Genomic DNA, 23914 nt, shown 5'->3' with positions numbered 1-23914 from the left:
AACAGATAGGAGGCATAGTGATGATTTCTTTTTCTAATCATGTCGACGGGCTTGAAGCAATCTTCAGGAAAGTTGATGAGAATCAGGATTTGACAAAGGACGATGCAGTAAAACTTCTTAGTATAGACAGTCATTCTTCGGAGTTTTATGCATTACTGGCTAAGGCGAATGAACTCTCCAGAAGAGAGTATGGAAGAAAGGGATATGTATTTGCACAGATTGGGCTCAATAGTGCGCCATGTACCGGGAATTGCAAGTTCTGTTCCCTTGCCAGGGATAGTTTTGTAGTAGAGGATAAAACAGAAAAGCCGTTGGAAGACATACTTGCAGAAGCCTCCAGGGCAGTGGAGGAGAAGGCGGACGCCCTGTTTCTTATGACCACGGCGGATTACGGGGTTGAGAGATTTCTGGAGGTTTCCGGAGAAGTGAAAAAACTGCTGACACCGGAGATGATGTTTATTGCCAATATTGGTGACTTTGGACTGGAAACGGCAAAGCGGCTCAAGGAAGTGGGATACACAGGCGTTTACCATATTGTCAGAATGAACGAGGGACAGGATACGGATCTTCCAAAGGAGCAGAGAATTGCGACTCTGGATGCCATTAAAGCAGCGGGCCTGGAGTTGATCTACTGTGTAGAGCCGATCGGACCGGAACATACATACGAACAGATTGCAGATGAAATGCTGCGCGCCAGAGAATACAGTGTAAATGTTATGGCCTGTATGAAACGGGTAGGCGTGCCGGGTACTCCTCTTTTTGATAAAGGAGAGATTACAGATCTGGAACTGGCCAAGATTGTCGCTGCGGCAAGGCTGGTAACCAGGCCCAAACAGTCTATGAATGTCCATGAGCCGAAGCAGATGGCGCTGCTCGCGGGCGTAAACCAGCTGTATGCGGAGATCGGGATTAACCCAAGGGACTGCAGCGTTGAAACCGGGACAAACCGGGGCTGTTCCATACCCGAAGTCAGGGCAATGCTTGCACAGGCAGACTATGATACATGTGGATCATGAAAGTTTTTAAGATAAAATATTGCAAAAAAGAAAGTGAGGAAGCAAAATGAACCAGAAAGAAATTCTTATCAAAACACTGCACCACGGGGAGACAGACCAGGTGGCATGGGTACCATTTGCAGGCGTGCATGCGGGCAGCCTTCTGGGCTATACAGCTACGGAAGTGCTCCAGGACGGGGACAAACTGTTTGAATCTCTGATGGAAGTGAATAAGTTGTATAAACCGGCGGGACAGCCAGTTATCTTTGACCTGCAGGTTGAGGCGGAATGCCTGGGATGTAATCTGGTGTGGGCGGACGACGCTCCGCCGTCTGTAGCCAGCCATCCGATGGAAGGAGAAGAGGAGCTGGAGACACCCTGCTACTGCACCATTCCGACAAAAGAATCCGGTCGTATTCCTATGATCATGGACGTTATGAAGCGTATGAAAGAAGCGGTCGGTGATACAACTGCATTATACGGCCTGATCTGCGGACCTTTTACACTGGCAACACATCTGCGCGGCAATGACATTTTCATGGATATGTACGACGATGAGGATGCCGTGATTGAATTCCTGGAATACTGTGATGCGATTGCTATGAAGATGGCCGAATATTATATAGAAGCAGGTATGGATGTGATCGCAGTAGTAGACCCGCTGATTTCCCAGATTTCTTCTGATCATTTTGAGATGTTCATGAGCGCACCGTTCAAGAAGCTGTTTGACCATATCAGAGAACTGGGCGCACTGTCTTCCTTCTTTGTATGCGGCGATGCGACAAGGAACATCGAGGTAATGTGCCAGACAGGCCCTGATTCCATCTCTATCGATGAGAACGTGGACCTGCTTGCAGCAAAGGCGATCACGGATAAGTACAACGTGGCGCTTGGCGGAAATATCCCGCTGACAACGGTCATGCTGCACGGTACACAGCAGGATAATATGAAGTTCGTGATCGACCTTCTGGATAATATGCCGAACAAGAAAAACTTCATCCTTGCTCCGGGCTGTGATATGCCGTATGCTGTTCCTGTTGAGAACACAATCGGTGTAGTACAGGCAATCCATGAGCCGGACTCCGTAAGAGAAATCCTGAAAAACTATGTGGCTGCAGACGAGGATATTGAAGTGGAACTGCCGGATTACGAGCATTTGGAGAAACCGCTTGTGGAAGTATTTACACTGGATTCCGCAACATGTGCGGCATGTACGTATATGATGGGCGCTGCCAATGAGGCAAAGGAGACATTCGGTGACGCAATTGATATGATCGAGTATAAGTTTACGATCAAGGAGAACATTGCACGCTGCAAGAAAATGGGAGTTCCGAACCTTCCGTCTATGTATATTAACGGTGAATTAAAATTTCGTTCTCTTGTACCTGCGAAAGAAGAATTGGAGGCAGCAATCAAGGCTGTTATGCCCTAAGGTCACACCGTAATTCAGGCCCTAACGGGCGGGTCTGCTGCTAAGCAGCAGAATGAGGTATGAAATAATGAGTAAACTGTATTTAATTACCGGCTTCTTAGGAGCCGGTAAAACTACTTTTTTAAAAAATTTTATAAATGAATTGTCAGACTACCGGCTGCATTTGATTATCAATGAATTTGGAAAAGAAGGCGTGGACGGGGAGCTTCTTAGAGAACTGGGAACGGCGCTGGATGAGATCAACAACGGTTCCATATTCTGTTCATGCAGGCTGGATAAATTCGAGGAAGTGCTTGAAAAAGCCCTTTCGGAAAAACCGGACATAATAATTGTGGAGGCTTCCGGCCTCTCCAATCCTATGAATGTCAGAAAAATCCTGCATCAGGAAGGCAAATTCTCAGATGTGGAATACATGGGAAGCATCTGCCTGGTTGATGCGAGACAGTTTCAGAAGGTTTATGAGACGGCAGTCGTGGTAAAGAAGCAGCTGGCGGTCAGTGATCTTGTGCTGGTCAATAAAACGGATCTGGCATCCAAAGAACAGATTGAGGAAATAAAGGGCATTATCAGAAAACACCGCCCGGAGGTTCCTGTACATACGACCACCTTCGGCCGGATCGAAAGCGGCTGGCTGAATCCTGCCGCTCCTCCGGATAACCAGCCGGAAGAGCCTGTGATACAGAGCGCGGATATTACCTTGAAAAAATACCTGCTCCGTTTGAATCCGGGATTGGAACTGAAAAAACTTCAGAAATTCATTGAAATGTTTCTGGATGATACTTACCGTGTCAAAGGATTTGTTGAAGTGCAGGGGGAGATTTATCTTGTGAACTGCGTGGGCAGTATCTACCAGGCTGAAAGGTTTGAAGGGAAGCCGGAACACGTCAATGATCTGGTGATTCTCTCAGGAAATGGCCTGCCCGTTAAAAAGTCTTTGAAAAAAGCGATGGCGTGGTATCCCGAGATTGCCGCGGAACTGAAAAAGTAAACAAAAAAAGAGATATTTGTACAAAGAGTTCCAAAAAAATTACTAAAAACAGAGCAGCAGATATTGTAAAATGATAACTAAAGCAGACACGCTTAATGAATGATGGAGGTATGTAAAATGTCAAAGATTCAGGAAATTTCAGAATTCCTTCAAAAAGGAAGGGCAAAGAACGTAAAGGCACTGGTACAGGAGGCTCTGGATGAGGGGCTCGATCCAAAAGAGATTCTGAATGAAGGTCTTTTATCAGGAATGATGATCATTGGTGCAAAGTTTAAGAACAACGAAGTATTTGTACCGGAAGTTCTGGTAGCTGCAAGAGCTATGAATGCAGGTCTTACAGTCCTGGAGCCAAAACTGGTTGAGGTAGGTAATGAGCCGGTTGGAAAAGCTGTAATCGGAACAGTACAGGGAGACCTTCATGATATCGGCAAGAACCTTGTCGTAATGATGCTTAAAGGAGCTGGATTTGAGATCCATGACATCGGTGTAGATGTGGAACCGGCTGTATTTATCGACAAGGCTGAAGAAGTAGGCGCGGACGTGATCTGTATGTCAGCTCTTCTTACAACAACAATGCCGAAGATGCAGGACTGCATTGACCAGCTGAACGAAAAGGGACTTCGCGACAAGTATATCGTTATGGTCGGCGGCGCTCCGGTTAATGACAGCTTTGCAGAGCAGATTGGAGCAGACTACTATACACCAGATGCAGCAACAGCAGCAGAAGTTGCGAAGAAAGCAGTTTTGGAGAAATAAGAGCCCTTTGGGAAAGTGCGGATTATAGTGACAAAGAGCATCGAATGAAGGAAACCGGTGTAAATCCGGTGCAGGCTTACCCCTACTGTAAACGTGGACGAAGAATAACAGCCATTGTCCGTCAGGATGAGAAGGCATTCCTAGGATGAAACGTGAGCCAGGATACTTACATATCCCTATGGACCTGTTTTGGGTGGGAAACAGGATTCCGTTTGAATTATATAAAGTGTGTCAGCAGCAAACTCTTTTTACAAGGAGTTTTTCTTTTTATACTGGAAAATGAATGAAATACTGATACCTGCCCGGGGTTTTGGGCAAGTACGGATATGGTTGTCAAAACTGCGGGGGCAGAGCTTAGACTTCCGTTAGTTGAGAGAGGATAAGAACATGAAAATAACGGAATTTAATATAGAGATATGCAGAGAAAATGTATTTTCCCTGATAGACTGTTATGAAGACAGCGCTACCTACGATGATGTAATGGAAGAATATGAGGAAATGCTTCCGGAAGCATATAAAAAAATAGAGCCAATCGCACTGCTGGAATTCGGTGATGTGGAGGGATTTGAGCTCAGTCGGTATGGAGAGGGAATCCATCAGGCGCTCTACTGTGTCACTTCGGTGGGCGGTCAGCTGAGCCAGTGGTCCACACAGCTGTTCAATGAGGGGGATTATCTGGGCGGTATGCTGGCGGATGCCATTGCGGATGACTATCTTTTCCAGATGGACCATCAGCTTCAGCCCTATATTATCGCCATGTGCAGGGAGAAAAAATGTGGAGTTTCCCGCCGCCTGGAGGCGCCCCAGGATATTCCGATGGAGGCCCAGAAAAAGGCGCTGGAGGTGACCGCAAGAGAAAACAGTGCAGGGATCCGTGTACTGGACAGCTGTATGTATGACCCGGTCAAGACGACCTGTCAGGTTTACCTGACTACGGATCATTCGGACATGTTCCGTATCCATCATAATTGTGCAAGTTGCCCTAATGTCGGCTGCAGCCTTAGAAATGTCTCGGATTACACAATCACGCTTCATGACGGAGGCGACATCAGAGTACTGGAGGGCAGAAAGGGACATTCGCTGATGGAACTTCTCCAGGAACAGGGAATCTTCCTGCCGGCAGTCTGTGCGGGCAGGGGAACCTGCGGTAAATGCGGAATACAGGTCCTTGAAGGGGACATTGCGCCTTCAGAGCAGGACAGGAAGTTCTTCAGCGGGGAGCAGCTGCAGGAGGGATACCGTCTGGCATGTAAGGCCTATCCTGAGGATGACTGCGTGATCGCTGTCGGGCTGCATAAGGAAGAAGAATTCGCGGTTCTGGCGGATGAGGAGCAGACAGCGGGAAAAGCGGCGAAAAGCAGTGCAAAGACCGGCCGCCGGTATGGAATCGCCGTGGACATCGGAACGACGACGATCGCCATGCAGCTGGTCAACATGGAGACACAGGAAGCGGAAGACGTTTTCACTACAATCAACAGGCAGAGGGCGTATGGTGCGGATGTAATCAGCAGAATTGAGGCCTCCAACGGCGGGAAAAGAGAAGCCCTGAGAAAAAGTATCCAGACTGACCTGATGCAGGGAATTGAGAGCCTGACAGAAAATGGGAAGATCCGGGTGGAGAAGATGATAATCGGAGCCAATACGACTATGGTACACCTGCTGATGGGGTACTCCTGTAAAACACTGGGCGTATTTCCTTTCACCCCAGTTAACATTGACACCATACATACAACTTACAAAGAACTGTTTGAGCAGGAAGACAGGGACTTTGAGGTAGTGATTTTCCCTGGAATTTCTACTTATGTGGGCGGCGATATTGTGGCAGGCCTGTATTCTCTGGATTTTGATAAGAGAGAAAAGGTGTCTGTCCTGGTGGATCTGGGTACCAATGGGGAGATGGCGATTGGCAATAAGGACAGGATATTGACGACTTCAACGGCAGCGGGCCCTGCATTCGAGGGCGGCAATATTACCTTTGGCACGGGAAGCGTGCCGGGAGCAATCTGCAAAGTCGAACTGAAGGACGGCCATGCAGTTACCGGGACGATCCAGGATGCCAAACCTGTCGGCATCTGCGGCACCGGGGTGATCGATATGGTATATGAGCTGGTAAAGGCGGAGCTTGTGGATGAGACTGGGCTAATGGAGGAAGATTATTTCGACGACGGCTTTCCGCTTGCTGTCAGCAGCGATGGGACGGGGATCTCATTTTTCCAGAAGGATGTAAGGGAAATACAGCTTGCCAAGTCCGCAGTACGTGCCGGGCTTGAGACATTGATCCTGAACTTCGGCGCATCTTATGATGATATTGGGGCTATTTATATTGCAGGAGGCTTTGGATATAAGATGGATATCGTAAAAGCCGTGGGAATCGGGCTGCTTCCGGAAGAATGCCAAGATAAGATTGAGGCGGTAGGAAACAGCTGCCTGAAAGGAACCCGGACATACCTGTTAAGCAGCGACTGCACAGAGCGCGTGCAGCGTATTCTGGAGAGTTCATCGGAAGTACAGCTCTCCAACGATAAACATTTTAATGAATTTTATATGGACTATATGTATTTTGAATAGGCGCAGTGATTTTTGTTTACGCAAAGCATGAACATCCTCCGGGCTGCTGCATATACTGAGCAGAGGAGGATGATGATATGGTTGATAAATTAAACGGAATGCCGGAAGCTTCTGCAAAGATAAAAGGATCGGATAAATACCCAGAGATCCATGGAATGGTTTATTTCTATGAAGTATACGGAGGGACGATCGTGTTGGCTGAGGTATACGGGCTGCCGGATGAAAATGCGCCGGACATGAGCAGATTTTTTGCCTTCCACATTCATGAAGGGAAACAATGTTCCGGGAATGCTGAGGAGCCTTTCGCAGATGCCGATGGGCATTTTAATCCCGAACATACGGATCACCCGGAACATGCCGGTGATCTGCCGCCTCTGCTGTCTACACACGGTGCAGCCTGCAGTGCGGTATATACCGGGAGATTTTACCCGGATGATGTGGTCGGCAGAACAGTGGTCATCCATATGAACCCGGATGATTTTAAGACACAGCCGTCAGGAGACAGCGGCGAAATGATTGCCTGCGGCGAGATCCATGAATGGGTGGGGGAATGAGTTAGAAGGGGGCGCTCCATGTCAGTGATGCTGGGAAGACATAGGGGCTGTATATGCCGCTGCGATTTGTACCCGTACTGCTGACTGCTTCAAAAAACTGTTGCCGGATATGTGGGTATGGAGCACACATATCCGGCAACGGTTTTTTGGAGCAGTCAGCGTATTCATACGCATGCGCTCCTTTATTAAGTGCTTGCTGAGATCATTCTTTGGGCAGGGTTTGGACTATGCAGTTGTTTTTTCCGGAGGATTTGGCATCGTACAGGCATTTGTCGGCTAGGGTGTATGCGGTTTGGAAGCTGATTCACCGTCCTTTGACCAGGAGTGCGCCTATGCTGCAGGTAGCCTGGACTCCGTGGTTCTGCATGATCTGCTGGAGAGTGCGCTGCAAGGCGGTGCACCTCTTTTTCAGGGACTCTATTGAATCATGGTAGTTTGTGAGTAGTATCATGAATTCATCTCCGCCGACACGGCCGATGATATCTGATGCGTGGAATGTTTTGTGGAGTAATTTTCCGGTCTCTTCCAGAAGACGGTCTCCGGCGGAGTGGCCGATGGTATCATTGATCTTTTTGAAGTCGTCCAGATCTAGAAAGAGCAGGGCGCAATACACGGGGGCGTTTGTATTCAGATACTGGGAAATTGCATTTTCACAGGACTTTTTGTTTAGAATGCCAGTGAGGGAATCCAGCATGCTCAGGCGTTTGTAACGGCTGCGTATGTCGTGGTCATCGGCGCGGAGTTTCAGGATTACGTGGGCGACTGCCAGCGAAAAGATAAAGGAAACGACAGAATTAAAGATGTCGTTTTCTGCCATCAGCGGATTTTTTATCTGTAAGACTGCAACGGCGTATACGACCTCGACCAGAAACATGACCGTGAACATCTGACGGAAACGGAGAATGAACAGCGCTGGAAACGCAATATATAAAAGCGGTAGGAAAGAGCTGGGAGCATCCGGGTAAGGAAAGACATCTATAGAAATAACAAAAGCAAACAGCGTGATTTCGAAAGCCAGGCAGATGCCGGTTATCACGCGCTTGTCTCTGCGGCCTGTCTTTGCGTAAACTGTAGAGATGATGAAAAAGGCCAGTGCCGCCGGGAGAAAAAGAAAATGCTGTAATGTGATTGTCCAGCCTTTAATGATAAACGGGGTTATTATGTAAAATAAGACAAGGAGAAGGACATTGAGCAGACTGGAAACCTGAAGCAGGATCAGATTTTTCTTTGCGATTTCATTTTCCGCACTTTTAAAATAGGTTTCTTTTAGGTCTAAGTCTTTCCGAATAAATCCAATTAGATTAAAAAACATATAAAAGCTCCCTTATGTTTGTGGTTTCAATTTGCTATGTGATATATTATACTGTGAAAGAGGTTTAAACACAACCGGAATATTTCCAGGATATGCCAGTTGTTGTACTTAAAATAAAATCTAAGTATCAGACATAAATAGGCTGCGGAAAAGGGGAGGAAAAGGAATATGGAGAACGGAAGAATGAGTATTCTGCTGTTTGCGGGAACATCAGAAGGAAGAATGCTGGCTGAATTTTTAGGCACGCTGTCTGCGCCAGCCTTCGTCAGTACGGCTACAGAGTACGGAATGGAATGCGTGGAAGGAATTCAAAATATCCGGGTCATAACGGGCCGGATGGATCAAGAGGCTATCTGCGGATTTATCAGGGAGAATCAGATCAGGCTTGTGATCGATGCCACTCATCCCTTTGCGCGCCTGGCCACGGAGAATATTCAAAATGCCTGTAAGGGGAGCGGCGCCGGTTATATCCGCTGTCTGCGGGACGAAAGCGGGACAGGCGGCGCAGGATCTTACCGCAATATGGTAATTGTAAATTCCGTGGCAGAAGCAGTAGAGTATCTCAAAACACGGGAAGGCCGGATATTCATTTCCACCGGGAGCAAAGAATTAAGGCTGTACACAGCGATCGACCATTACAAAGAACGCTGTTTTGCCAGGGTTCTTTCGACAAAAGAGTCCGTGGAAGAGAGCGTGGAGCTTGGATTCAAGGGCTCCCATCTCATCGCCATGCAGGGACCCTTTTCGAAAGAATTAAATACTGCCATGCTGAAATACACAGGAGCAGACTATTTTGTGACAAAGGAATCAGGCAAAGCGGGGGGGTTTGAGGAAAAACTGGAGGCTGCCAGAGAGACAGGGGTAACGCTTGTAGTGATTGGAAGGCCTGCAGAAACAGGGTACAGTGTGGAAGAAATAAAGGGTTATATTCAGAATATTCTGAATACGGAGGGCAAAGGGGTCAGACCCCTCTGAAGAGGGGTCTGACCCCTTTGCCCTCGTTCTTAAAAAATTACATAAACAAAAGAAAAAAGTACAAACGGAAGAACGGAAAATCATATACAATGATAGATAGTGAAAATTGCATAATCAGACAATTTATGATAAAATAAGAGGGATTTTGGATGAGGTGGGCGCATGAAAAACGGGCTGATACATATTTACTGTGGAGATGGAAAGGGGAAGACGACTGCCGCAACAGGGCTTGCTGTCAGAGCGGCCGGAAGCGGTATGAAGGTTCTTTTTTCGCGTTTTCTGAAGAACGAGGACTCCGGAGAGCTCAAGATTCTGGATGCCGTGGAGGGAATTACGGTACTCCATATGGACAAATCATTTGGATTCTTCAACACGCTGTCCGAAGCGGAGAAAGCGGAGGCTCAGGAGACTTATGCACGGCTGTGGGATACGGTTTGTGAAAAAGCAGTATCCGGAGAGTATGATATGCTTGTGGTCGACGAGTTTATGGCAGCCTATCATTATGGCCTCATTGATCACACAAAGTCGCTGGCCTTTTTGGAAAAGAAACCTAAGGAACTGGAGGTCGTTCTGACCGGACGAAATCCGGACGAAAAGCTGATCGGGCTTGCGGATTATGTTTCCGAGATCCGAAAAATCAAACATCCCTTTGACCGGGAGATCCGGGCAAGACGGGGGATCGAGTATTAGGGGGAGATACCTCCGATAAAAAGCAGCCAAAAGGGTAATGTTACCCTTTCGGTATATAATTCAGGTCTGGCATACAATTTAAAAGTAAGCTGTCCAAGTGGAGTATAGTATCTGCAGCGGACGGCCGCAGGGGAAGCAGGTGGAAATCCTGCACAATACCCGTTGCTGTAAAGGTGGAATGGTATCCATGATGTCACTGTGAGAATTTTCATGGGAAGGCGGAATACCGTGTTGATGCCTGAGTCAGAAAACCCGCTTTTAAATGGATCTGAATGGTTACGGGGATATGACCGGGTGTTATGCCGCAGATCTCATACGATTTTGTGGTATACCTGGGGGTATTTCAAGACAACATATCACAAAAAAGGAGAGAGAAATATGTCAAAAAAAGAAAAATTCTTACTCAAGGCAGCCATCGCGTTTGCGCTGATGTTTGCCGTCACACCGGCTGTGAATGCAATGCACATTATGGAGGGGTATCTTCCGGTTAAATACTGTATTGCCTGGGGCGTTATCTGTGTTCCATTCCTGGTTGCCGGCCTGATTTCCCTGAAAAAAAGATTAAAAGAAAACAGAAAGACCATCACATTGATTGCAATGGCGGGGGCGTTTATTTTTGTGATTTCTTCCCTGAAAATCCCGTCCGTGACGGGAAGCTGTTCCCATATGACGGGCACAGGGCTGGGGGCAATCCTGTTTGGCCCGGCGGCAGTCAGCGTACTGGGAATCATCGTGCTTTTGTTCCAGGCGATTCTGCTGGCACACGGCGGATTGACAACACTGGGGGCAAACACATTTTCCATGGCGATAGCGGGACCGCTTCTGTCGTTTGGAATCTTTCAGCTCTGTAAAAAAATGAATGTGAACCGAAAAGTATCCGTTTTTCTGGCGGCTTTTCTGGGCGATATCTTTACATACTGTGTGACCAGCATCCAGCTTGCACTCGCTTACCCATCCGAGGCCGGCGGTGTTGCGGCATCTGCTGTTAAATTCCTGGGTGTATTTGCACCGACCCAGCTTCCGCTGGCAGTCATCGAAGGCATCCTTACGGTTATCATTGTCATCGGCCTGGAATCATATGCAAAACCGGAACTCAAGGCAATTGGATTTTTAAAGGAGGCAAAATAGGATGAGTAAAAATACAAAAACAGTCATTATTCTTCTGATCGCAGCTGTATTAATTGCAATTGTGCCCCTGTTCGCGAAGAAAGGCGCTGAGTTCGGCGGCTCTGATGACGCGGGGAGCGTTATGATAGAAGAGATTCAGGGGGAATACACCCCATGGTTTACACCGGTGCTGGAGACTGCGCTGGGCGGCGAACTGCCTGGCGAGGTAGAAAGCTTGATTTTTTGTATCCAGACAGGGATCGGGGTTGGCATCATCGCTTTTGTGATGGGACGATTCGTAGAAAGAAAAAAATGGCAGAAAAAGATGGAATAAAGAGGAATAAGATTCCGGGAAGGAGGGCGGCATGATTGTAGTAGATAAGCTCTGTTATCGCTCCAGATTAAGATATGTAAATGCGGCTGAAAAGTTTGCATTTTCCATGATAACTCTGCTGTTCTGTGTAGTCAGCCGCTCACTCATCGTTGCAGGCGTGGCGTTTGCAGTCAATACATACCTGACCGTGAAAAAAGGACGCATAGCGGCGGGGCAATACGCAAAGCTGCTGGCGGTGCCTTTTACATTCCTGATATTGAGTACACTTGCGATTATAGTCAATATCTCAAAAGTCCCACTGGATGCTTATGCAATTCCAGTGGGCAGCTTTTTTATCACAGGGAGTTTTCATTCCCTTCTATTCGGGATACAGCTGATTGCGACAGCCATGGCGAGTGTGTCCTGCCTGTACTTTTTATCTCTCAATACGACAATGACAGATATTCTGGACGTGCTGGCAAAACTGCACTGCCCCGAGATATTGACGGAACTCATGCTTCTGATCTACCGGTTCATCTTTGTGCTCATGGAGACTGCTTCCGCCATGATGGTGTCACAGAAGTCCAGGCTGGGCAACAAAGATCTGCGAACATCGGTGAGTTCCTTCGGAAAGATGGGGGCGGGCCTGCTGCTCCGCGCATTTAAGAGATCCAATGCATTGTATGACGCCATGGAATCCAGGTGCTACGACGGCAGGATCAGAGTACTTGCGGAACATCATCCGGCCAGAAAAAAGGAGGTCGCTGCAATCACAGTGTTTGAAGTGATCCTGCTTGCATTGACAATATGGAGGAGATTCTTATGAATACAGAGGAAAAGGATGTCATAATAGAGGCGAGAGATGTCCACTACGCATATGAAGAAGGAGGCCCGCACTCCCTAAACGGCGTGAGCCTGAAAATAAAAAGGGGGAAAAAGGTGGCATTCATGGGTGCAAACGGCTGCGGAAAGTCCACTTTTTTTCTATGCTGCAATGGGATATATAAGCCGGATGAGGGAATGGTTCTATTTGAAGGGAAGCCGGTGGATTACTCCAAAAAGGGATTGCTGGATCTTAGAAGCAGGGTCGGCATTGTCTTTCAGGATCCGGATAATCAGCTGTTTTCGGCAAGCGTGTACCAGGAGATTTCCTTTGGAATCCTGAACATGGGTGTAGCGGAAGAGAAAGCAAGACAGGAAGTGGACCAGGTGATCGGCCATCTTGAGATAACGCCCTTCCGGGACCGCCCGGCCCATGCCCTGAGCGGAGGACAGAAAAAGCAGGTTTCCATCGCCGACATCCTGGTGATGCATCCGGAAGTCATCATACTGGACGAACCGGCGGCCGCGCTGGACGCAAAACATACAAAGATCGTCAATCAGATCGTAGATGGGCTGGCGGAAGAAGGAATTACGATACTGATGGCTACGCACGATATCGATTACGCACTGTCCTGGGCTGATGAGATCGTGCTGATGCATGAGGGAAGAGTACTGCGGCATGCGGATCCCGTCACAGTGTGTACGGATCAGGAGGCGCTGGCCATGACCAACCAGGAAGAACCCGCCGTATTAAAGCTGTTTGCACGGCTCCAGAAAAAAGGGATACTGGGAGGCGGACTGAAGCCGCCTGTGAATATAAGAGAACTGGAATATTATATAGAGGCCTCCTCCAAGGCATAAGAGGCGGTGAAGGCCGATATCAGAAATTAATAGGAAAGAGAGAGCAGAAAATGGATAAGATAACAGGAAAGAAGGCCATACTTGTCGTGAGTTTTGGGACGAGCCATCTGGACACTCTGGAGAAAAACATAACGGCGATTGAAAAGCAGATCGGAGAGTCATTTCCGGACTATAGAATCTATCGCGCATTTACCAGCAAAATGATTAAGAACAAACTGCAGAAAAAGGAAAATTTATTCGTAGCGAATGTCAAAGAAGCCATGGAACAGATGGCAGAGGACGGAATCGAGCAGGTTATTGTACAGCCGACCCATATTATCAACGGGATAGAGAACGACAGAATGCTCAGGGACGTGATGGATTACACAGACAGATTCCGCAGGATACGCGTGGGAAATCCGCTTCTTACCAGTGTGGATGACTATAAGAAATCCATTCATGCCATGATGGCGGAGGTTACCCTGGAGGAGGGCGAGGCACTGATCCTGATGGGGCACGGCACAGACCATCATGCGAATTCAGCATACCCGACCCTGGAGTATACCTTCCACTCACTTGGCTACAATCAGGTGCTGGTGGGCACGGTAGAAGGTTTTCCAGATCTGAGGAACGTCATGACGAAACTGGAAATCTCCGGAATCCGCAAGGTAACGCTGATGCCGTTTATGGTGGTGGCAGGTGACCATGCGAAGAACGATATGGCGGGGGAAGACGATTCCTGGAAGGCAGAACTGGAGGACGCCGGCTATGAAGTGAAGGCACTGATCCGGGGGCTGGGCGAGATGAAGGGAATCCGCAATATCTTTGTTGAACATATTGAAGCCGCTATGTAACAGAGAGAGGAGAAAGACCATGGAAAAACAGCTGCCAAAAGGCAGGACGCAGGCAGAGACAGTATGGAAAAACCAAAAGCAGCTGCGCTCGGGCTATACCACCGGCAGCTGTGCGGCAGCGGCAGCCAAAGCCGCCGCGTACATGCTCCTTTCAAAAGAAGTCATCACACAGGTATCCCTGTTGACTCCGAAAGGCATCACATTGTATCTGGACATCGAGCAGATAGACATTGGCCCGGACCGGGTCCGCTGTGCTGTCCAGAAGGACAGCGGGGACGATCCGGATATTACGGATGGTATCTATATTTATGCAGAAGTGAAAAAGACCGCGGATGGATCCCTTTGCCTGGATGGGGGAGAAGGGGTCGGAAGAGTCACAAAGAAAGGGCTTCAGCAGGAGATCGGAGAGGCCGCAATCAACAGAGTTCCCAGGCAGATGATTTTGGGAGCGGTCGAGGAGCAAAGGGAGAGGTTCGGCTACAGCAAAGGGCTGGAGATTGTAATCACGATTCCCGAGGGCAGAAAACTGGCTTCGAAGACATTTAACCCCAGATTGGGGATCGAAGGCGGCATCTCAGTGCTCGGCACAAGCGGGATTGTAGAGCCGATGAGTGAAAAGGCCCTCACGGATACGATTTTTCTGGAAATGAAAGTATTGAAGGAGAATGGACATGACTGGTGTTATGTGGTGCCAGGCAATTATGGGAGCGATTTTCTGACAGAGTCTTTAAAATATGACGGCAGCCTGGCCGTAAAATGCAGTAACTATATCGGCGAGACCATCGATGATGCGGTGAGCCTGGGAATGAAAGGCATTCTGCTGATCGGCCATGTGGGCAAACTGGTCAAACTGGCAGCAGGGGTTATGAACACCCATTCCCGCCAGGCGGACTGCCGGATGGAAGTGCTTGCCTCCCATGCGGCAATGGCAGGCGCCTCAGCGGCGGATGCAGAGAAAATCATGGACTGCATCACGACAACGGAAGCCCTGGATTATTTGAAAGAACGAAAGTTACTGCGCCCTGTAATGGAGACGGTAATCAGACGGATTGAATTTCATCTGAGACAGCGCGCGGGAGATACGCTGACAATCGGGGCGGTCGTATTTTCCAAAGAAGAAGGAATTCTTGGGAAAACGAAAAATGCAGAAGAATTATTGGAACAGATCAGAAGGGAGCAGGTATGAGCGAAGGAATAATGTATACCCAAAGGGCACTCCGTAATTCATGCCCTACGGACGGATCCGCAGTAAACTGCGGAATAATGTATGCAGTAGGTGTGGGACCGGGAGACCCGGAGCTGATGACGCTGAAGGCGGTGAACACCATAAAAGAATGTGAGGTCGTTGCCATTGCGGTCTCAAGTCCGGAGCTGAAGGACGCGGTATACGAGGAGGCGGGCACTGAGAGCAGAATGCCTGTTTACCTTGAAAAATGTGTAGCGTGGCAGATTGTCCTGCCCGTGATCCCGGAGATCGTCCGTAAAGCAAAGCTGTTCCTTCCCATGCCGATGATGAAGGAAAAGACACAGCTGAAAGAGATTCATGACAAATGCGCGGATAAGACAGAAGAAGTCCTGCGTTCGGGCAGAAATGTGGCATTTATTACGCTGGGGGATCCCAGTGTATACTCCACCTGCCTCTATGTCCACAAGCGTTTGAAAGAACGGGGATGCAGGACCAGCCTGGTGCCCGGCATCACTTCTTTCTGCGCTGCAGCGGCCAGAATGGATTCCGGCCTTGTGGAAAACAGGGACGAATTACATATTATTCCGGCGTCCTATGGGATCGAGGAAAGCCTGGAGATGCCGGGAACCAAGGTTCTGATGAAGGCCGGAAAAAAGATGCCTTACGTAAAACAGGCAGTGAAAGAGAAGAAGCTCCGGGTTCAGATGGTGGAGAACTGCGGGATGCCCGGAGAGAAGATCTACTGCCAGGCGGAGGACATTCCGGATGAGGCGAGTTATTATTCACTGATCATATTAAAGGAGGAAAAGTAGATGATTGCATTTGTTGGGGCAGGAGCCGGAGCAGCAGATCTGATTACCGTGCGTGGACAGAAGTATCTGCAGGAGGCTGACATCATTGTATATGCAGGGTCCCTTGTAAATCCCGCATTGCTGGAGGTTAGAAAAGATGGCTGTGAGGTACATAACAGTGCGTTAATGACGTTGGAGGAAGTGCTGGACGTCATGATCCGGGGAGAGAAAAATCACAAGAGGGTGGTACGTCTCCACACCGGAGACCCGTGTCTGTACGGCGCGATCAAGGAACAGATGGATGCATTGAAACAAGAAGGCATTGACTATGAAGTCTGCCCGGGAGTCAGTTCATTCTGCGGGGCCGCTGCAGCTCTGGAGGCAGAGTATACCCTTCCCGGGATATCCCAGTCCGTGGTGATTACCAGAATGGCCGGCAGGACACCGGTGCCGGAGAAAGAGTCCATCAGAAGTTTCGCCGCACACCATGCAACCATGGTCATATTCCTGAGCACGGGGATGCTTGCGGAACTGGAAAAAGAACTGCTGGCGGGGGGATATGAGAAGGATACACCGGCGGCTATCGTGTATAAGGCCACCTGGCCGGAACAGAAAGTCTGCCGCTGTACAGTGGACACCCTGGCCAATACCGGGGAGAGCGAAGGCATTACCAAGACGGCGCTGATTGTAGTCGGGGATGTGCTGGAGGGCGGCTATGACCGATCCGAACTTTACAATCCGTCTTTTACTACGGAATTCCGGAAAGCAAGCAGAGAGGGGAAGACAAATGAGTAAGGTATATGTGGTAGGGCTGGGGCCCGGGGCAGACAGGCAGATGACACTGGAGGCAAGGGCTGCGCTGGATAAATGCAAGGTCATCGTAGGATATACGGTGTATGTAGATCTGATTAAACAGCAATACCCGGAGAAAACGTATCTGACCACCCCCATGACCCAGGAAGTAAAGCGCTGCCAGATGGCGCTGGAGGAGGCGGCAGGGGGCCGGGACGTGGCGATGGTGTGCAGCGGAGACGCCGGGATCTACGGCATGGCTGGCCTGATATACGAGACCGGTGCGGAGTATCCGGACGTGGAGATCGAGATTGTGCCGGGGATTACCGCCGCTAATGGCGGCGCCGCGGTACTGGGAGCGCCTCTGATGCATGATTTTGCAGTGATCAGCTTAAGCGATCTGCTGACGCCATGGGAAAAGATAGAGAAGAGGCTGAAGGCGGCGGCCATGGCGGACTTTGTGATCTGCCTGTACAATCCGTCCAGCCGGAAGCGTAAGGACTACCTGCAGAAGGCCTGTGACTACATGCTGGAGTATAAAAGCCCGGATACGGTCTGCGGTACCGTGCGCAATATCGGGAGAGAAGAGGAAGCCAGCAGGATCCTTACCCTTGGAGAACTGAGAGATACAGAGGTTGATATGTTTACCACCGTGTTTATCGGAAATGAACAGACAAAAGAACTGAACGGGAAGATGGTGACTCCCAGAGGATATCGGAATGTGTAAAGAAAAACAGATCATTTATCTCACCGGAATCGGGATGGGAAACAGAAACTCCCTAACAGCCCAGGCAGAACAGATATTCCGGGAATGCGACTGCATTATCGGGGCGCAGCGGATGACCGATGCCCTGCAGTCATTTGGAAAGCCCGTATTTCACTCTTATAAACCGAAGGAAATCCACGATTTCCTGAAATCACACGGAGAATACAGGAAGGCGGCGGTGGCGCTTTCCGGGGATCCCGGCTTCTACAGCGGGGCCAGAAAGCTGAAAGAAGAGCTTGCGGATTATCCGGTTTATACGATACCGGGAATATCTTCCGCGGTGTATCTGGCGGCAAGACTGGGGATTTCCTGGGAAGACGCTGCTCTTGTGAGCATACATGGAAGAAAACAGAATTTCATCTATGAGATCGCGAAACACGAGAAGACGTTTCTGCTGTTCGGAGGAATCGAATGCGCCCGTGAGATCTGTGAGAAGATACGAGATTATGGCCTGGGTGAGACCGAATTTTACATAGGAAAACATCTCTCCTATGAAGAGGAGGAGATTCTCCATAAGAGGGGCAGAGAGCTGGAACCGCAGGACCTTGACGGTCTTGCCGCCGCTTATGTACGGAACCCCAGTCCGGATAAGCGGGTCTGCCTGCATATGGAAGATGAAGAGTATATCCGCGGCAGGGTACCCATGACAAAATCGGAAATCCGGGCGGTCAGCCTCGCAAAACTTGCGCTCACGGAGGAAGCCGTGCTCTATGACGTAGGTGCTGGAACCGGGTCAGTCAGCATGGAAGCAGCCTGCCAGTCGGGAAGCATTCGGGTGTATGCCATCGAAAAAACCCCGGAGGGCGTAGAACTCATCGGCCAAAACCGCAGGAAGTTCTGCTGTGACCATGTGCAGATTGTGGAGGGAACGGCGCCGGAAGCAATCGAGGCGCTGGAGCCGCCGACCCATGTATTTATCGGAGGCAGTTCCGGTAATCTAAAAGACATCTTAAGACTTGTGCTGGAGAAGAACCCTGATGTACGGATTGTGCTGAATGCGATCTCTCTGGAGACGGTAAAAGAGGCCATGGAAGCGCTGGAGGAGGGGCTCCTGCCCGATGCGGAGATCGTGCAGCTGTCCGCAGCCAAATCCCGGAAACTGGGGGCTTACCATATGATGACGGGACAGAATCCCGTATACATTATTTCTGCCGGAAAACGTTACTATTCACGGCCTATGGATCGCGCATAGTAACCGGAAAACGGCAGTAAGGATAGTAACGGAGAGGAAAAAGGAGAAGAGCAGGTATGCAGATTCCAAGTTTTATGATAGCCGCCGCTTCCAGCGGGAGCGGTAAGACCGTGATTTCCTGCGGACTGATGTCTGCCCTGAAACAGAAGGGGATGAAGGTGTCCGCATGCAAATGCGGACCGGATTATATTGACCCCATGTTCCACCGGGAGGTTCTGGGGATTGAATCCGAGAACCTGGATTTATTTTTCTGTGAGCCGCAGGTTATGCGGGCCTTATTCCATGAGCATGCAAAACAGGCGGACATAACGGTCATAGAAGGGGTCATGGGATATTATGACGGAATGGCGCTGGACAGTGAAAGAGGCAGTTCCTACGATGTGGCACGGACCCTGAAGGCGCCGGTCATTCTCGTCGTCCCGTGCAGGGGTATGGCACTTTCTGTTCTTCCTGTCATTCAGGGGATCCTTGGATTCCGCAAGGACAGTAATATCAGCGGGATCCTGTTAAATCGTGTATCCGGGATGCTCTATCCGAAGATGAAACGGATGATCGAAACCGGCCTGGCGCAGGCGGGGTACCCGATCCCTGTGATAGGCTATGTGCCGGAAAATCCGGTGTTTGGTTTGGAGAGCAGGCACTTGGGACTGGTGACGCCGCAGGAGATCGGGGAGATCAGAGAGCAGCTGGAGGAGGCCGGAAAGATCCTGTCAGAGACTGTGGAACTGGATTGTCTGCTGAAGATCGCCGCACAGTTTTCCGGGGGAATGCCGGAAGTCTGGTACAGTGACAAAGAGGCGTTTCATCCCGCAGACACAAAAGCCGCCCGGGGGAAGCAAACAGCGGATAAAGAACGGGATGCTGACGGCGCCCCGGTCAGGATTGCGGTTGCCAGAGATGAAGCATTTTGCTTTTACTATAAAGATAATCTGGCGTTTCTGGAAAAGGCGGGCTGTGAGCTGGTTCAGTTCAGCCCTTTAAGAGACCGCTCTCTTCCGGATGACATCCAGGGCCTGATCCTGGGAGGCGGCTATCCCGAGCTTTATACAGAACAGCTGGAAAAGAATGCGTCCATGCGCAGTTCGGTAAAACATGCGCTTGCGGACGGGCTCCCCTGCCTTGCAGAGTGCGGTGGATTTCTGTATCTGCATGAAGAGATGGAGGACGACAAAGGCACTGCACGCAGAATGGCGGGAGTGATACCAGGAAAAGCATTCCGGACAAAGCGCCTGGTACGCTTTGGCTATATAGAGCTGGAAGCCATGAAAGCGGGGCTATATCTGGATAAAGGGAAAAAGATAAGGGGACACGAGTTTCATTATTGGGACAGTACAGACAATGGAACAGACTGCCTTGCCGTCAAGACCGATCGAAAAAGAAAGTGGGAATGCATTCACATGGAAGGTAGCCTGTTCGCAGGATTTCCCCATATCCACTTTTATTCTAACCAGGCATTTGCCGGCCGTTTTATAGAAGAATGTAGGAAAAGGAGACCTTGAGAAATGACAGCAGAAAAAGATGATATGACACTGGAAAAATTGAGGGCGCAGATCGAGCCGGCCGATAAAGCCAGCGCTGAGGCTGCCAGGAGGCGGTGGATGTCCGTGGCAAAGCCCCTGTTCAGCCTGGGGAAGCTGGAGGATGCTGTCATTCGGATTGCGGGGATGAAAAGAAGCGCCCAGTATGAACTGAAAAAGAGGGGCCTGGTTATCATGTGTGCGGACAACGGTGTTGTGGCGGAGGGGGTCACACAGACGGGCCAGGAAGTCACAGCAATCGTTGCGGATAATTTTACGAAAAAAGCGGCAAGCGTTGCAATCATGAGTGAGGTTGCGGGCGCGGATCTGTTTCCTGTGGATATCGGGATGGTGACAGATGTGCCTTCTGTTACCAGGGCGGACAGAAAAGTGGCCTGCGGCACGAAAAATCTGGCACAGGAACCGGCCATGAGCAGAGAGGAAGCCTGGCAGGCCGTGGTGACAGGGATCCGGATCGCTGGAGAACTCAAAGAGCAGGGATATGACATTCTGGCTACCGGTGAAATGGGAATCGGCAATACGACGACAAGCAGCGCTGTGGCAGCAGTCCTTCTGGACAAGCCGGTGGAAGAGGTGACTGGTAAAGGGGCCGGGCTGACCAGTGAAGGCCTGGAACGCAAAATCAGTGTGATCAAAGAGGCCATCTGCAGACACAGGCCGGACAGGGACGATGCCATGGATGTGATGGCAAAAGTCGGAGGCCTGGATATTGCCGGGCTTGCCGGAGTCTATCTGGGCGGCGCACTTTATCATATCCCGGTTGTGATCGACGGCTTTATCTCTGCGGTTGCAGCACTGTGCGCAGCCAGGCTTGTGCCTGCATCGCTGGATTATATGATGCCCTCCCACGTATCTAAGGAACCGGCCGGACAGATGCTGTTGGACGCGCTCGGGCTGGCGCCATTTCTGACCTGTGACATGTGCCTTGGGGAAGGAAGCGGCGCGGTGGCAGTATTTCCGCTCCTGGAGATGGGGCTGCAGGTATATCTGCAGATGAGCACCTTTGAGGAAACGAATATTGAGAAATACGAAGTACTAAAATAAAGTAAATCCGGAGACACACTCTAAGACAGGGCAGTGATGTTATCGGGAGTAATCTGAGAAAGAAAAGAGGAACCTTATGTATCTGCTGAAATCCTGCGCGATTGCATTTTCCATGTATTCTAAAATTCCGATGCCGCGGGTGGACTGGAACGAAAAAAATATGAAGTATGCGATGTGCTTTTTCCCGGTAGTCGGGGGCGTGCTTGGCGTTTTGGAAGTCATAGTGGGCGGACTCCTGCTGGACTTGGGCGCAGGTACGTTTCTGTTTGCGGCGGCAATGACGCTGCTGCCCGTTCTGGTGACCGGAGGCATCCACATGGACGGTTTTATGGACACCATGGATGCGCTCAGCTCCTACGGTGACAGGGAGAAAAAGCTTGCCATTCTGAAGGACTCTAATTCCGGGGCGTTTGCGATTCTCGGCATGTGCTGTTATTTCCTATGGAATGCCGCGATATGGAGTGAAGTAACGAAAGATATGCTGCCGGTGATCGCATGCGGATACGTGATTTCCCGCTCTATGAGCGGATTCTCTGTCGTAACCTTTCCGGCGGCGCGCAACAGCGGGCTGGCGAGGACATTCCAGGATGGGGCCCAGAAAAAGACCGTGCGAGCAGCGACAAGCCTGTGTTTTCTTGCGGCGGGCGCGCTGATGCTGATCCTGAGCCCTGCGCTGGGAACGGCAGCTCTGGCGGCAGCGGTATTGGTATTTCTATACTACAGGCATACATGTAAAAAACAATTCGGAGGCATAACCGGAGATCTGGCGGGGTACTTCCTGCAGCTCTGTGAACTGGCCATGCTTACCGTGATTGTTCTGGCAGGAGGGATTGGATGGAGATAATCATGATCCGGCATTTCCAGACACCGGGAAATGTTGAGAAAAGATATATAGGAAGAACCGACGAGCCTCTGGCAGACCTGAAGGGAAGAGAGCAGCTCATTCGGGAAAGGCAGGACTCATGCCGGGATGTGGAGCAGGTAATCATAAGCCCCATGAAAAGATGCATCCAGACGGCAGCCTGTATATTTCCGGATAAAACCCCTGTTCTCTGTGAAAAAATGCGGGAATGTGACTTTGGGCTTTTTGAAATGAAACGCTATGAAGAACTAAAAGAGATTCCGGCTTATCAGGAATGGCTGGATTCCAATGGAACTATACCCTTCCCTGAGGGGGAGGACCCGAAGCTGTTCAGACAGCGCTGTGTGGAGGGATTTTACGAATGCGTAGACCGGCTGATCTCGGAAGAGGTGAAAAAGGCGGCCATGGTCGTACACGGCGGCACGATTATGGCGGTGCTGTCCTGTATTGATAAAGAGAAAAGGGAGTTCTATCACTGGCAGCTGGAAAACGGCGGAGGATACCGGGTGGCGCTGGATGAAGAAGCCTGGCGCCAAGGCAGCAGAGTAAGCGGGGAGATTGAGAAGTTATGATGTCACTGATCGCCTGTGGGACAGGATTTATATTAGATTTTATATGCGGAGATCCGGTGTGGCTTTATCATCCGGTGAGGCTGATAGGGGCCTTGATTGCATGGCTGGAAAAAAAGGCGCGCGTCCTGTGCGGGAGGGATGAAAAAAAATTGCTCTGGGCAGGAACAGTGATCTGTATCCTTGTGATTGCGGTATCCGTTATCGTACCATGCATCCTGTTGTATGCCGCAGGGCGGATTCATCCGGCGCTGCGGTTCGTATTGGAGAGTTTCTGGTGCTATCAGCTTCTGGCGGCGAAGTCCTTAAAGCAGGAGAGCCGGAAGGTGTACGATGAGATCAAAAAAGGAGACCTTCCGGGAGCCCGCAAAGCCGTGTCCATGATCGTGGGAAGAGATACGGATCAGCTGGATGAGGCGGGCGTAGTTAAGGCAGCAGTGGAGACCGTAGCGGAGAATACTTCCGACGGAGTGACAGCTCCTTTGATCTTTATGATGATCGGGGGTGCGCCCCTTGGGTTTTTCTATAAAGCGGTCAACACGATGGACTCTATGATCGGTTATAAAGATGAAAAATATTTGTACCTGGGAAGGACTGCTGCAAAGCTGGATGATGTGCTGAACTATATCCCGGCAAGGCAGTCCGCCTGGCTGATGACGGCGGCCGCATATATGCTGGGGATGGATGGAAAGAATGCCTGGCGGATCTACCGGAGGGACCGTATGAACCATGCAAGTCCGAATTCCGCCCAGACAGAAGCTGTGTGTGCAGGGGCGCTCCAAATACAGCTGGCAGGGGATGCATGTTATTTCGGAAAGCTGTATAAGAAAAAACACATCGGGGATGCGCTCAGGCCTGTAGAGGCGGAGGATATTGTGAGAGCGGGCAGACTGCTCTATGGGACTGCGGTTCTTACATTTCTTCTGGCAGGCGCAGTAAAGGTTCTGCTGATCCTGTTTTGGTTCTAA

At 49.9% G+C, this 23914-nt stretch carries 24 protein-coding genes and 2 riboswitches; of the genes, 23 read left to right on the top strand and 1 reads right to left on the bottom strand.

Features of this window, described 5'->3' with window-relative positions:
* Positions 1-20: 20 nt before the first annotated feature.
* From MWG26_RS13305 to MWG26_RS13280, 6 genes are all read left to right on the top strand, one after another.
* Positions 21-1016 (top strand): biotin synthase BioB, encoded by a 996-nt coding sequence (locus tag MWG26_RS13305; protein WP_025657085.1) that lies wholly within the window; start codon positions 21-23, stop codon positions 1014-1016.
* 46 nt (positions 1017-1062) lie between these two features.
* The gene (locus MWG26_RS13300; protein ID WP_025657086.1) at positions 1063-2427 is read left to right on the top strand and encodes a uroporphyrinogen decarboxylase family protein; all 1365 of its coding nucleotides are present in this window, start codon (positions 1063-1065) and stop codon (positions 2425-2427) included.
* Positions 2428-2494: 67 nt separating this feature from the next.
* Positions 2495-3415, top strand: coding sequence for a CobW family GTP-binding protein (locus MWG26_RS13295; protein ID WP_025657087.1), 921 nt, complete (start codon positions 2495-2497; stop codon positions 3413-3415).
* A gap of 117 nt (positions 3416-3532) precedes the next feature.
* Positions 3533-4171: a corrinoid protein gene (locus tag MWG26_RS13290; RefSeq protein WP_025657088.1), complete on the top strand. Its 639-nt coding sequence runs from the start codon at positions 3533-3535 to the stop codon at positions 4169-4171.
* Positions 4168-4359: riboswitch (cobalamin riboswitch) on the top strand. (Overlaps the previous gene by 4 nt.)
* Positions 4360-4558: 199 nt before the next feature.
* A complete protein-coding gene (locus MWG26_RS13285) occupies positions 4559-6739 on the top strand; it encodes an ASKHA domain-containing protein (protein WP_025657089.1) in 2181 nt (726 codons plus the stop codon).
* A 77-nt stretch (positions 6740-6816) separates the two neighbouring features.
* Positions 6817-7293: a superoxide dismutase family protein gene (locus MWG26_RS13280; RefSeq protein ID WP_025657090.1), complete on the top strand. Its 477-nt coding sequence runs from the start codon at positions 6817-6819 to the stop codon at positions 7291-7293.
* A gap of 304 nt (positions 7294-7597) precedes the next feature.
* Here MWG26_RS13280 and MWG26_RS13275 read toward each other — a convergent pair whose 3' ends face one another.
* Positions 7598-8605 (bottom strand): GGDEF domain-containing protein, encoded by a 1008-nt coding sequence (locus tag MWG26_RS13275; protein WP_025657091.1) that lies wholly within the window; start codon positions 8603-8605, stop codon positions 7598-7600.
* Positions 8606-8773: 168 nt separating this feature from the next.
* Here MWG26_RS13275 and cobK point away from each other — a divergent pair, with 168 nt between their 5' ends.
* The 17 genes from cobK to cbiB all read left to right on the top strand — a co-directional run bounded on the left by cobK (position 8774) and on the right by cbiB (position 23914).
* Positions 8774-9580: a precorrin-6A reductase gene (gene cobK, locus MWG26_RS13270; protein WP_025657092.1), complete on the top strand. Its 807-nt coding sequence runs from the start codon at positions 8774-8776 to the stop codon at positions 9578-9580.
* Between the two features lie 162 nt (positions 9581-9742).
* On the top strand, positions 9743-10270 hold the full coding sequence (locus MWG26_RS13265; protein ID WP_025657093.1) for a cob(I)yrinic acid a,c-diamide adenosyltransferase: 528 nt from the start codon (positions 9743-9745) through the stop codon (positions 10268-10270).
* A gap of 72 nt (positions 10271-10342) precedes the next feature.
* A riboswitch (cobalamin riboswitch) is annotated at positions 10343-10544 on the top strand.
* Positions 10545-10648: 104 nt separating this feature from the next.
* On the top strand, positions 10649-11398 hold the full coding sequence (locus MWG26_RS13260) for an energy-coupling factor ABC transporter permease (RefSeq protein WP_025657094.1): 750 nt from the start codon (positions 10649-10651) through the stop codon (positions 11396-11398).
* A 1-nt stretch (position 11399) separates the two neighbouring features.
* Positions 11400-11711: an energy-coupling factor ABC transporter substrate-binding protein gene (locus MWG26_RS13255; RefSeq protein WP_025657095.1), complete on the top strand. Its 312-nt coding sequence runs from the start codon at positions 11400-11402 to the stop codon at positions 11709-11711.
* Positions 11712-11742: 31 nt separating this feature from the next.
* Positions 11743-12516, top strand: coding sequence for a cobalt ECF transporter T component CbiQ (gene cbiQ / locus MWG26_RS13250; RefSeq protein ID WP_025657096.1), 774 nt, complete (start codon positions 11743-11745; stop codon positions 12514-12516).
* Complete coding sequence (locus tag MWG26_RS13245) at positions 12513-13373, top strand: energy-coupling factor ABC transporter ATP-binding protein (RefSeq protein WP_025657097.1); 861 nt, start codon at positions 12513-12515, stop codon at positions 13371-13373. The genes cbiQ and MWG26_RS13245 overlap by 4 nt, the downstream gene beginning before the upstream one ends.
* 50 nt (positions 13374-13423) lie before the next feature.
* Positions 13424-14206, top strand: coding sequence for a sirohydrochlorin cobaltochelatase (locus MWG26_RS13240; RefSeq protein ID WP_025657098.1), 783 nt, complete (start codon positions 13424-13426; stop codon positions 14204-14206).
* A gap of 19 nt (positions 14207-14225) precedes the next feature.
* Positions 14226-15392, top strand: coding sequence for a cobalt-precorrin-5B (C(1))-methyltransferase CbiD (cbiD, locus tag MWG26_RS13235; RefSeq protein ID WP_044927243.1), 1167 nt, complete (start codon positions 14226-14228; stop codon positions 15390-15392).
* A 77-nt stretch (positions 15393-15469) separates the two neighbouring features.
* On the top strand, positions 15470-16204 hold the full coding sequence (gene cobI / locus MWG26_RS13230) for a precorrin-2 C(20)-methyltransferase (protein WP_044927254.1): 735 nt from the start codon (positions 15470-15472) through the stop codon (positions 16202-16204).
* Entirely contained in the window at positions 16205-16978 is a 774-nt protein-coding gene (gene cobM / locus MWG26_RS13225) for a precorrin-4 C(11)-methyltransferase (RefSeq protein WP_025657101.1), read from the top strand.
* A complete protein-coding gene (gene cobJ / locus MWG26_RS13220) occupies positions 16971-17702 on the top strand; it encodes a precorrin-3B C(17)-methyltransferase (RefSeq protein WP_025657102.1) in 732 nt (243 codons plus the stop codon). The genes cobM and cobJ overlap by 8 nt, the downstream gene beginning before the upstream one ends.
* Positions 17695-18933: a precorrin-6y C5,15-methyltransferase (decarboxylating) subunit CbiE gene (cbiE, locus tag MWG26_RS13215; RefSeq protein WP_117440779.1), complete on the top strand. Its 1239-nt coding sequence runs from the start codon at positions 17695-17697 to the stop codon at positions 18931-18933. Before cobJ ends, cbiE begins: the two co-directional genes overlap by 8 nt.
* A gap of 56 nt (positions 18934-18989) precedes the next feature.
* Entirely contained in the window at positions 18990-20432 is a 1443-nt protein-coding gene (locus MWG26_RS13210; RefSeq protein WP_025657103.1) for a cobyrinate a,c-diamide synthase, read from the top strand.
* A 24-nt stretch (positions 20433-20456) separates the two neighbouring features.
* Positions 20457-21515: a nicotinate-nucleotide--dimethylbenzimidazole phosphoribosyltransferase gene (gene cobT / locus MWG26_RS13205; protein ID WP_025657104.1), complete on the top strand. Its 1059-nt coding sequence runs from the start codon at positions 20457-20459 to the stop codon at positions 21513-21515.
* A 76-nt stretch (positions 21516-21591) separates the two neighbouring features.
* Entirely contained in the window at positions 21592-22359 is a 768-nt protein-coding gene (locus tag MWG26_RS13200; protein WP_025657105.1) for an adenosylcobinamide-GDP ribazoletransferase, read from the top strand.
* The gene (locus MWG26_RS13195; protein ID WP_117440778.1) at positions 22350-22949 is read left to right on the top strand and encodes a histidine phosphatase family protein; all 600 of its coding nucleotides are present in this window, start codon (positions 22350-22352) and stop codon (positions 22947-22949) included. Before MWG26_RS13200 ends, MWG26_RS13195 begins: the two co-directional genes overlap by 10 nt.
* On the top strand, positions 22946-23914 hold the full coding sequence (gene cbiB / locus MWG26_RS13190; protein ID WP_025657106.1) for an adenosylcobinamide-phosphate synthase CbiB: 969 nt from the start codon (positions 22946-22948) through the stop codon (positions 23912-23914). Before MWG26_RS13195 ends, cbiB begins: the two co-directional genes overlap by 4 nt.

This window comes from Faecalicatena contorta (genome assembly GCF_022835095.1).
GTDB lineage: Bacteria > Bacillota > Clostridia > Lachnospirales > Lachnospiraceae > Faecalicatena > Faecalicatena contorta.
The sequence above is the reverse complement of the archived record's forward strand: the minus strand, read 5'-3'. Positions and strand labels throughout refer to the sequence as shown.

What these genes read in the sequence shown, in the direction of transcription:
- MWG26_RS13305 (WP_025657085.1), top strand. Translation starts at nt 21, where the DNA reads ATGATTTCTTTTTCTAATCATGTCGACGGGCTTGAAGCAATCTTCAGG.
- MWG26_RS13300 (WP_025657086.1), top strand. Translation starts at nt 1,063, where the DNA reads ATGAACCAGAAAGAAATTCTTATCAAAACACTGCACCACGGGGAGACA.
- MWG26_RS13295 (WP_025657087.1), top strand. Translation starts at nt 2,495, where the DNA reads ATGAGTAAACTGTATTTAATTACCGGCTTCTTAGGAGCCGGTAAAACT.
- MWG26_RS13290 (WP_025657088.1), top strand. Translation starts at nt 3,533, where the DNA reads ATGTCAAAGATTCAGGAAATTTCAGAATTCCTTCAAAAAGGAAGGGCA.
- MWG26_RS13285 (WP_025657089.1), top strand. Translation starts at nt 4,559, where the DNA reads ATGAAAATAACGGAATTTAATATAGAGATATGCAGAGAAAATGTATTT.
- MWG26_RS13280 (WP_025657090.1), top strand. Translation starts at nt 6,817, where the DNA reads ATGGTTGATAAATTAAACGGAATGCCGGAAGCTTCTGCAAAGATAAAA.
- MWG26_RS13275 (WP_025657091.1), bottom strand. Translation starts at nt 8,605, where the DNA reads ATGTTTTTTAATCTAATTGGATTTATTCGGAAAGACTTAGACCTAAAA.
- cobK (WP_025657092.1), top strand. Translation starts at nt 8,774, where the DNA reads ATGGAGAACGGAAGAATGAGTATTCTGCTGTTTGCGGGAACATCAGAA.
- MWG26_RS13265 (WP_025657093.1), top strand. Translation starts at nt 9,743, where the DNA reads ATGAAAAACGGGCTGATACATATTTACTGTGGAGATGGAAAGGGGAAG.
- MWG26_RS13260 (WP_025657094.1), top strand. Translation starts at nt 10,649, where the DNA reads ATGTCAAAAAAAGAAAAATTCTTACTCAAGGCAGCCATCGCGTTTGCG.
- MWG26_RS13255 (WP_025657095.1), top strand. Translation starts at nt 11,400, where the DNA reads ATGAGTAAAAATACAAAAACAGTCATTATTCTTCTGATCGCAGCTGTA.
- cbiQ (WP_025657096.1), top strand. Translation starts at nt 11,743, where the DNA reads ATGATTGTAGTAGATAAGCTCTGTTATCGCTCCAGATTAAGATATGTA.
- MWG26_RS13245 (WP_025657097.1), top strand. Translation starts at nt 12,513, where the DNA reads ATGAATACAGAGGAAAAGGATGTCATAATAGAGGCGAGAGATGTCCAC.
- MWG26_RS13240 (WP_025657098.1), top strand. Translation starts at nt 13,424, where the DNA reads ATGGATAAGATAACAGGAAAGAAGGCCATACTTGTCGTGAGTTTTGGG.
- cbiD (WP_044927243.1), top strand. Translation starts at nt 14,226, where the DNA reads ATGGAAAAACAGCTGCCAAAAGGCAGGACGCAGGCAGAGACAGTATGG.
- cobI (WP_044927254.1), top strand. Translation starts at nt 15,470, where the DNA reads ATGTATGCAGTAGGTGTGGGACCGGGAGACCCGGAGCTGATGACGCTG.
- cobM (WP_025657101.1), top strand. Translation starts at nt 16,205, where the DNA reads ATGATTGCATTTGTTGGGGCAGGAGCCGGAGCAGCAGATCTGATTACC.
- cobJ (WP_025657102.1), top strand. Translation starts at nt 16,971, where the DNA reads ATGAGTAAGGTATATGTGGTAGGGCTGGGGCCCGGGGCAGACAGGCAG.
- cbiE (WP_117440779.1), top strand. Translation starts at nt 17,695, where the DNA reads ATGTGTAAAGAAAAACAGATCATTTATCTCACCGGAATCGGGATGGGA.
- MWG26_RS13210 (WP_025657103.1), top strand. Translation starts at nt 18,990, where the DNA reads ATGCAGATTCCAAGTTTTATGATAGCCGCCGCTTCCAGCGGGAGCGGT.
- cobT (WP_025657104.1), top strand. Translation starts at nt 20,457, where the DNA reads ATGACACTGGAAAAATTGAGGGCGCAGATCGAGCCGGCCGATAAAGCC.
- MWG26_RS13200 (WP_025657105.1), top strand. Translation starts at nt 21,592, where the DNA reads ATGTATCTGCTGAAATCCTGCGCGATTGCATTTTCCATGTATTCTAAA.
- MWG26_RS13195 (WP_117440778.1), top strand. Translation starts at nt 22,350, where the DNA reads ATGGAGATAATCATGATCCGGCATTTCCAGACACCGGGAAATGTTGAG.
- cbiB (WP_025657106.1), top strand. Translation starts at nt 22,946, where the DNA reads ATGATGTCACTGATCGCCTGTGGGACAGGATTTATATTAGATTTTATA.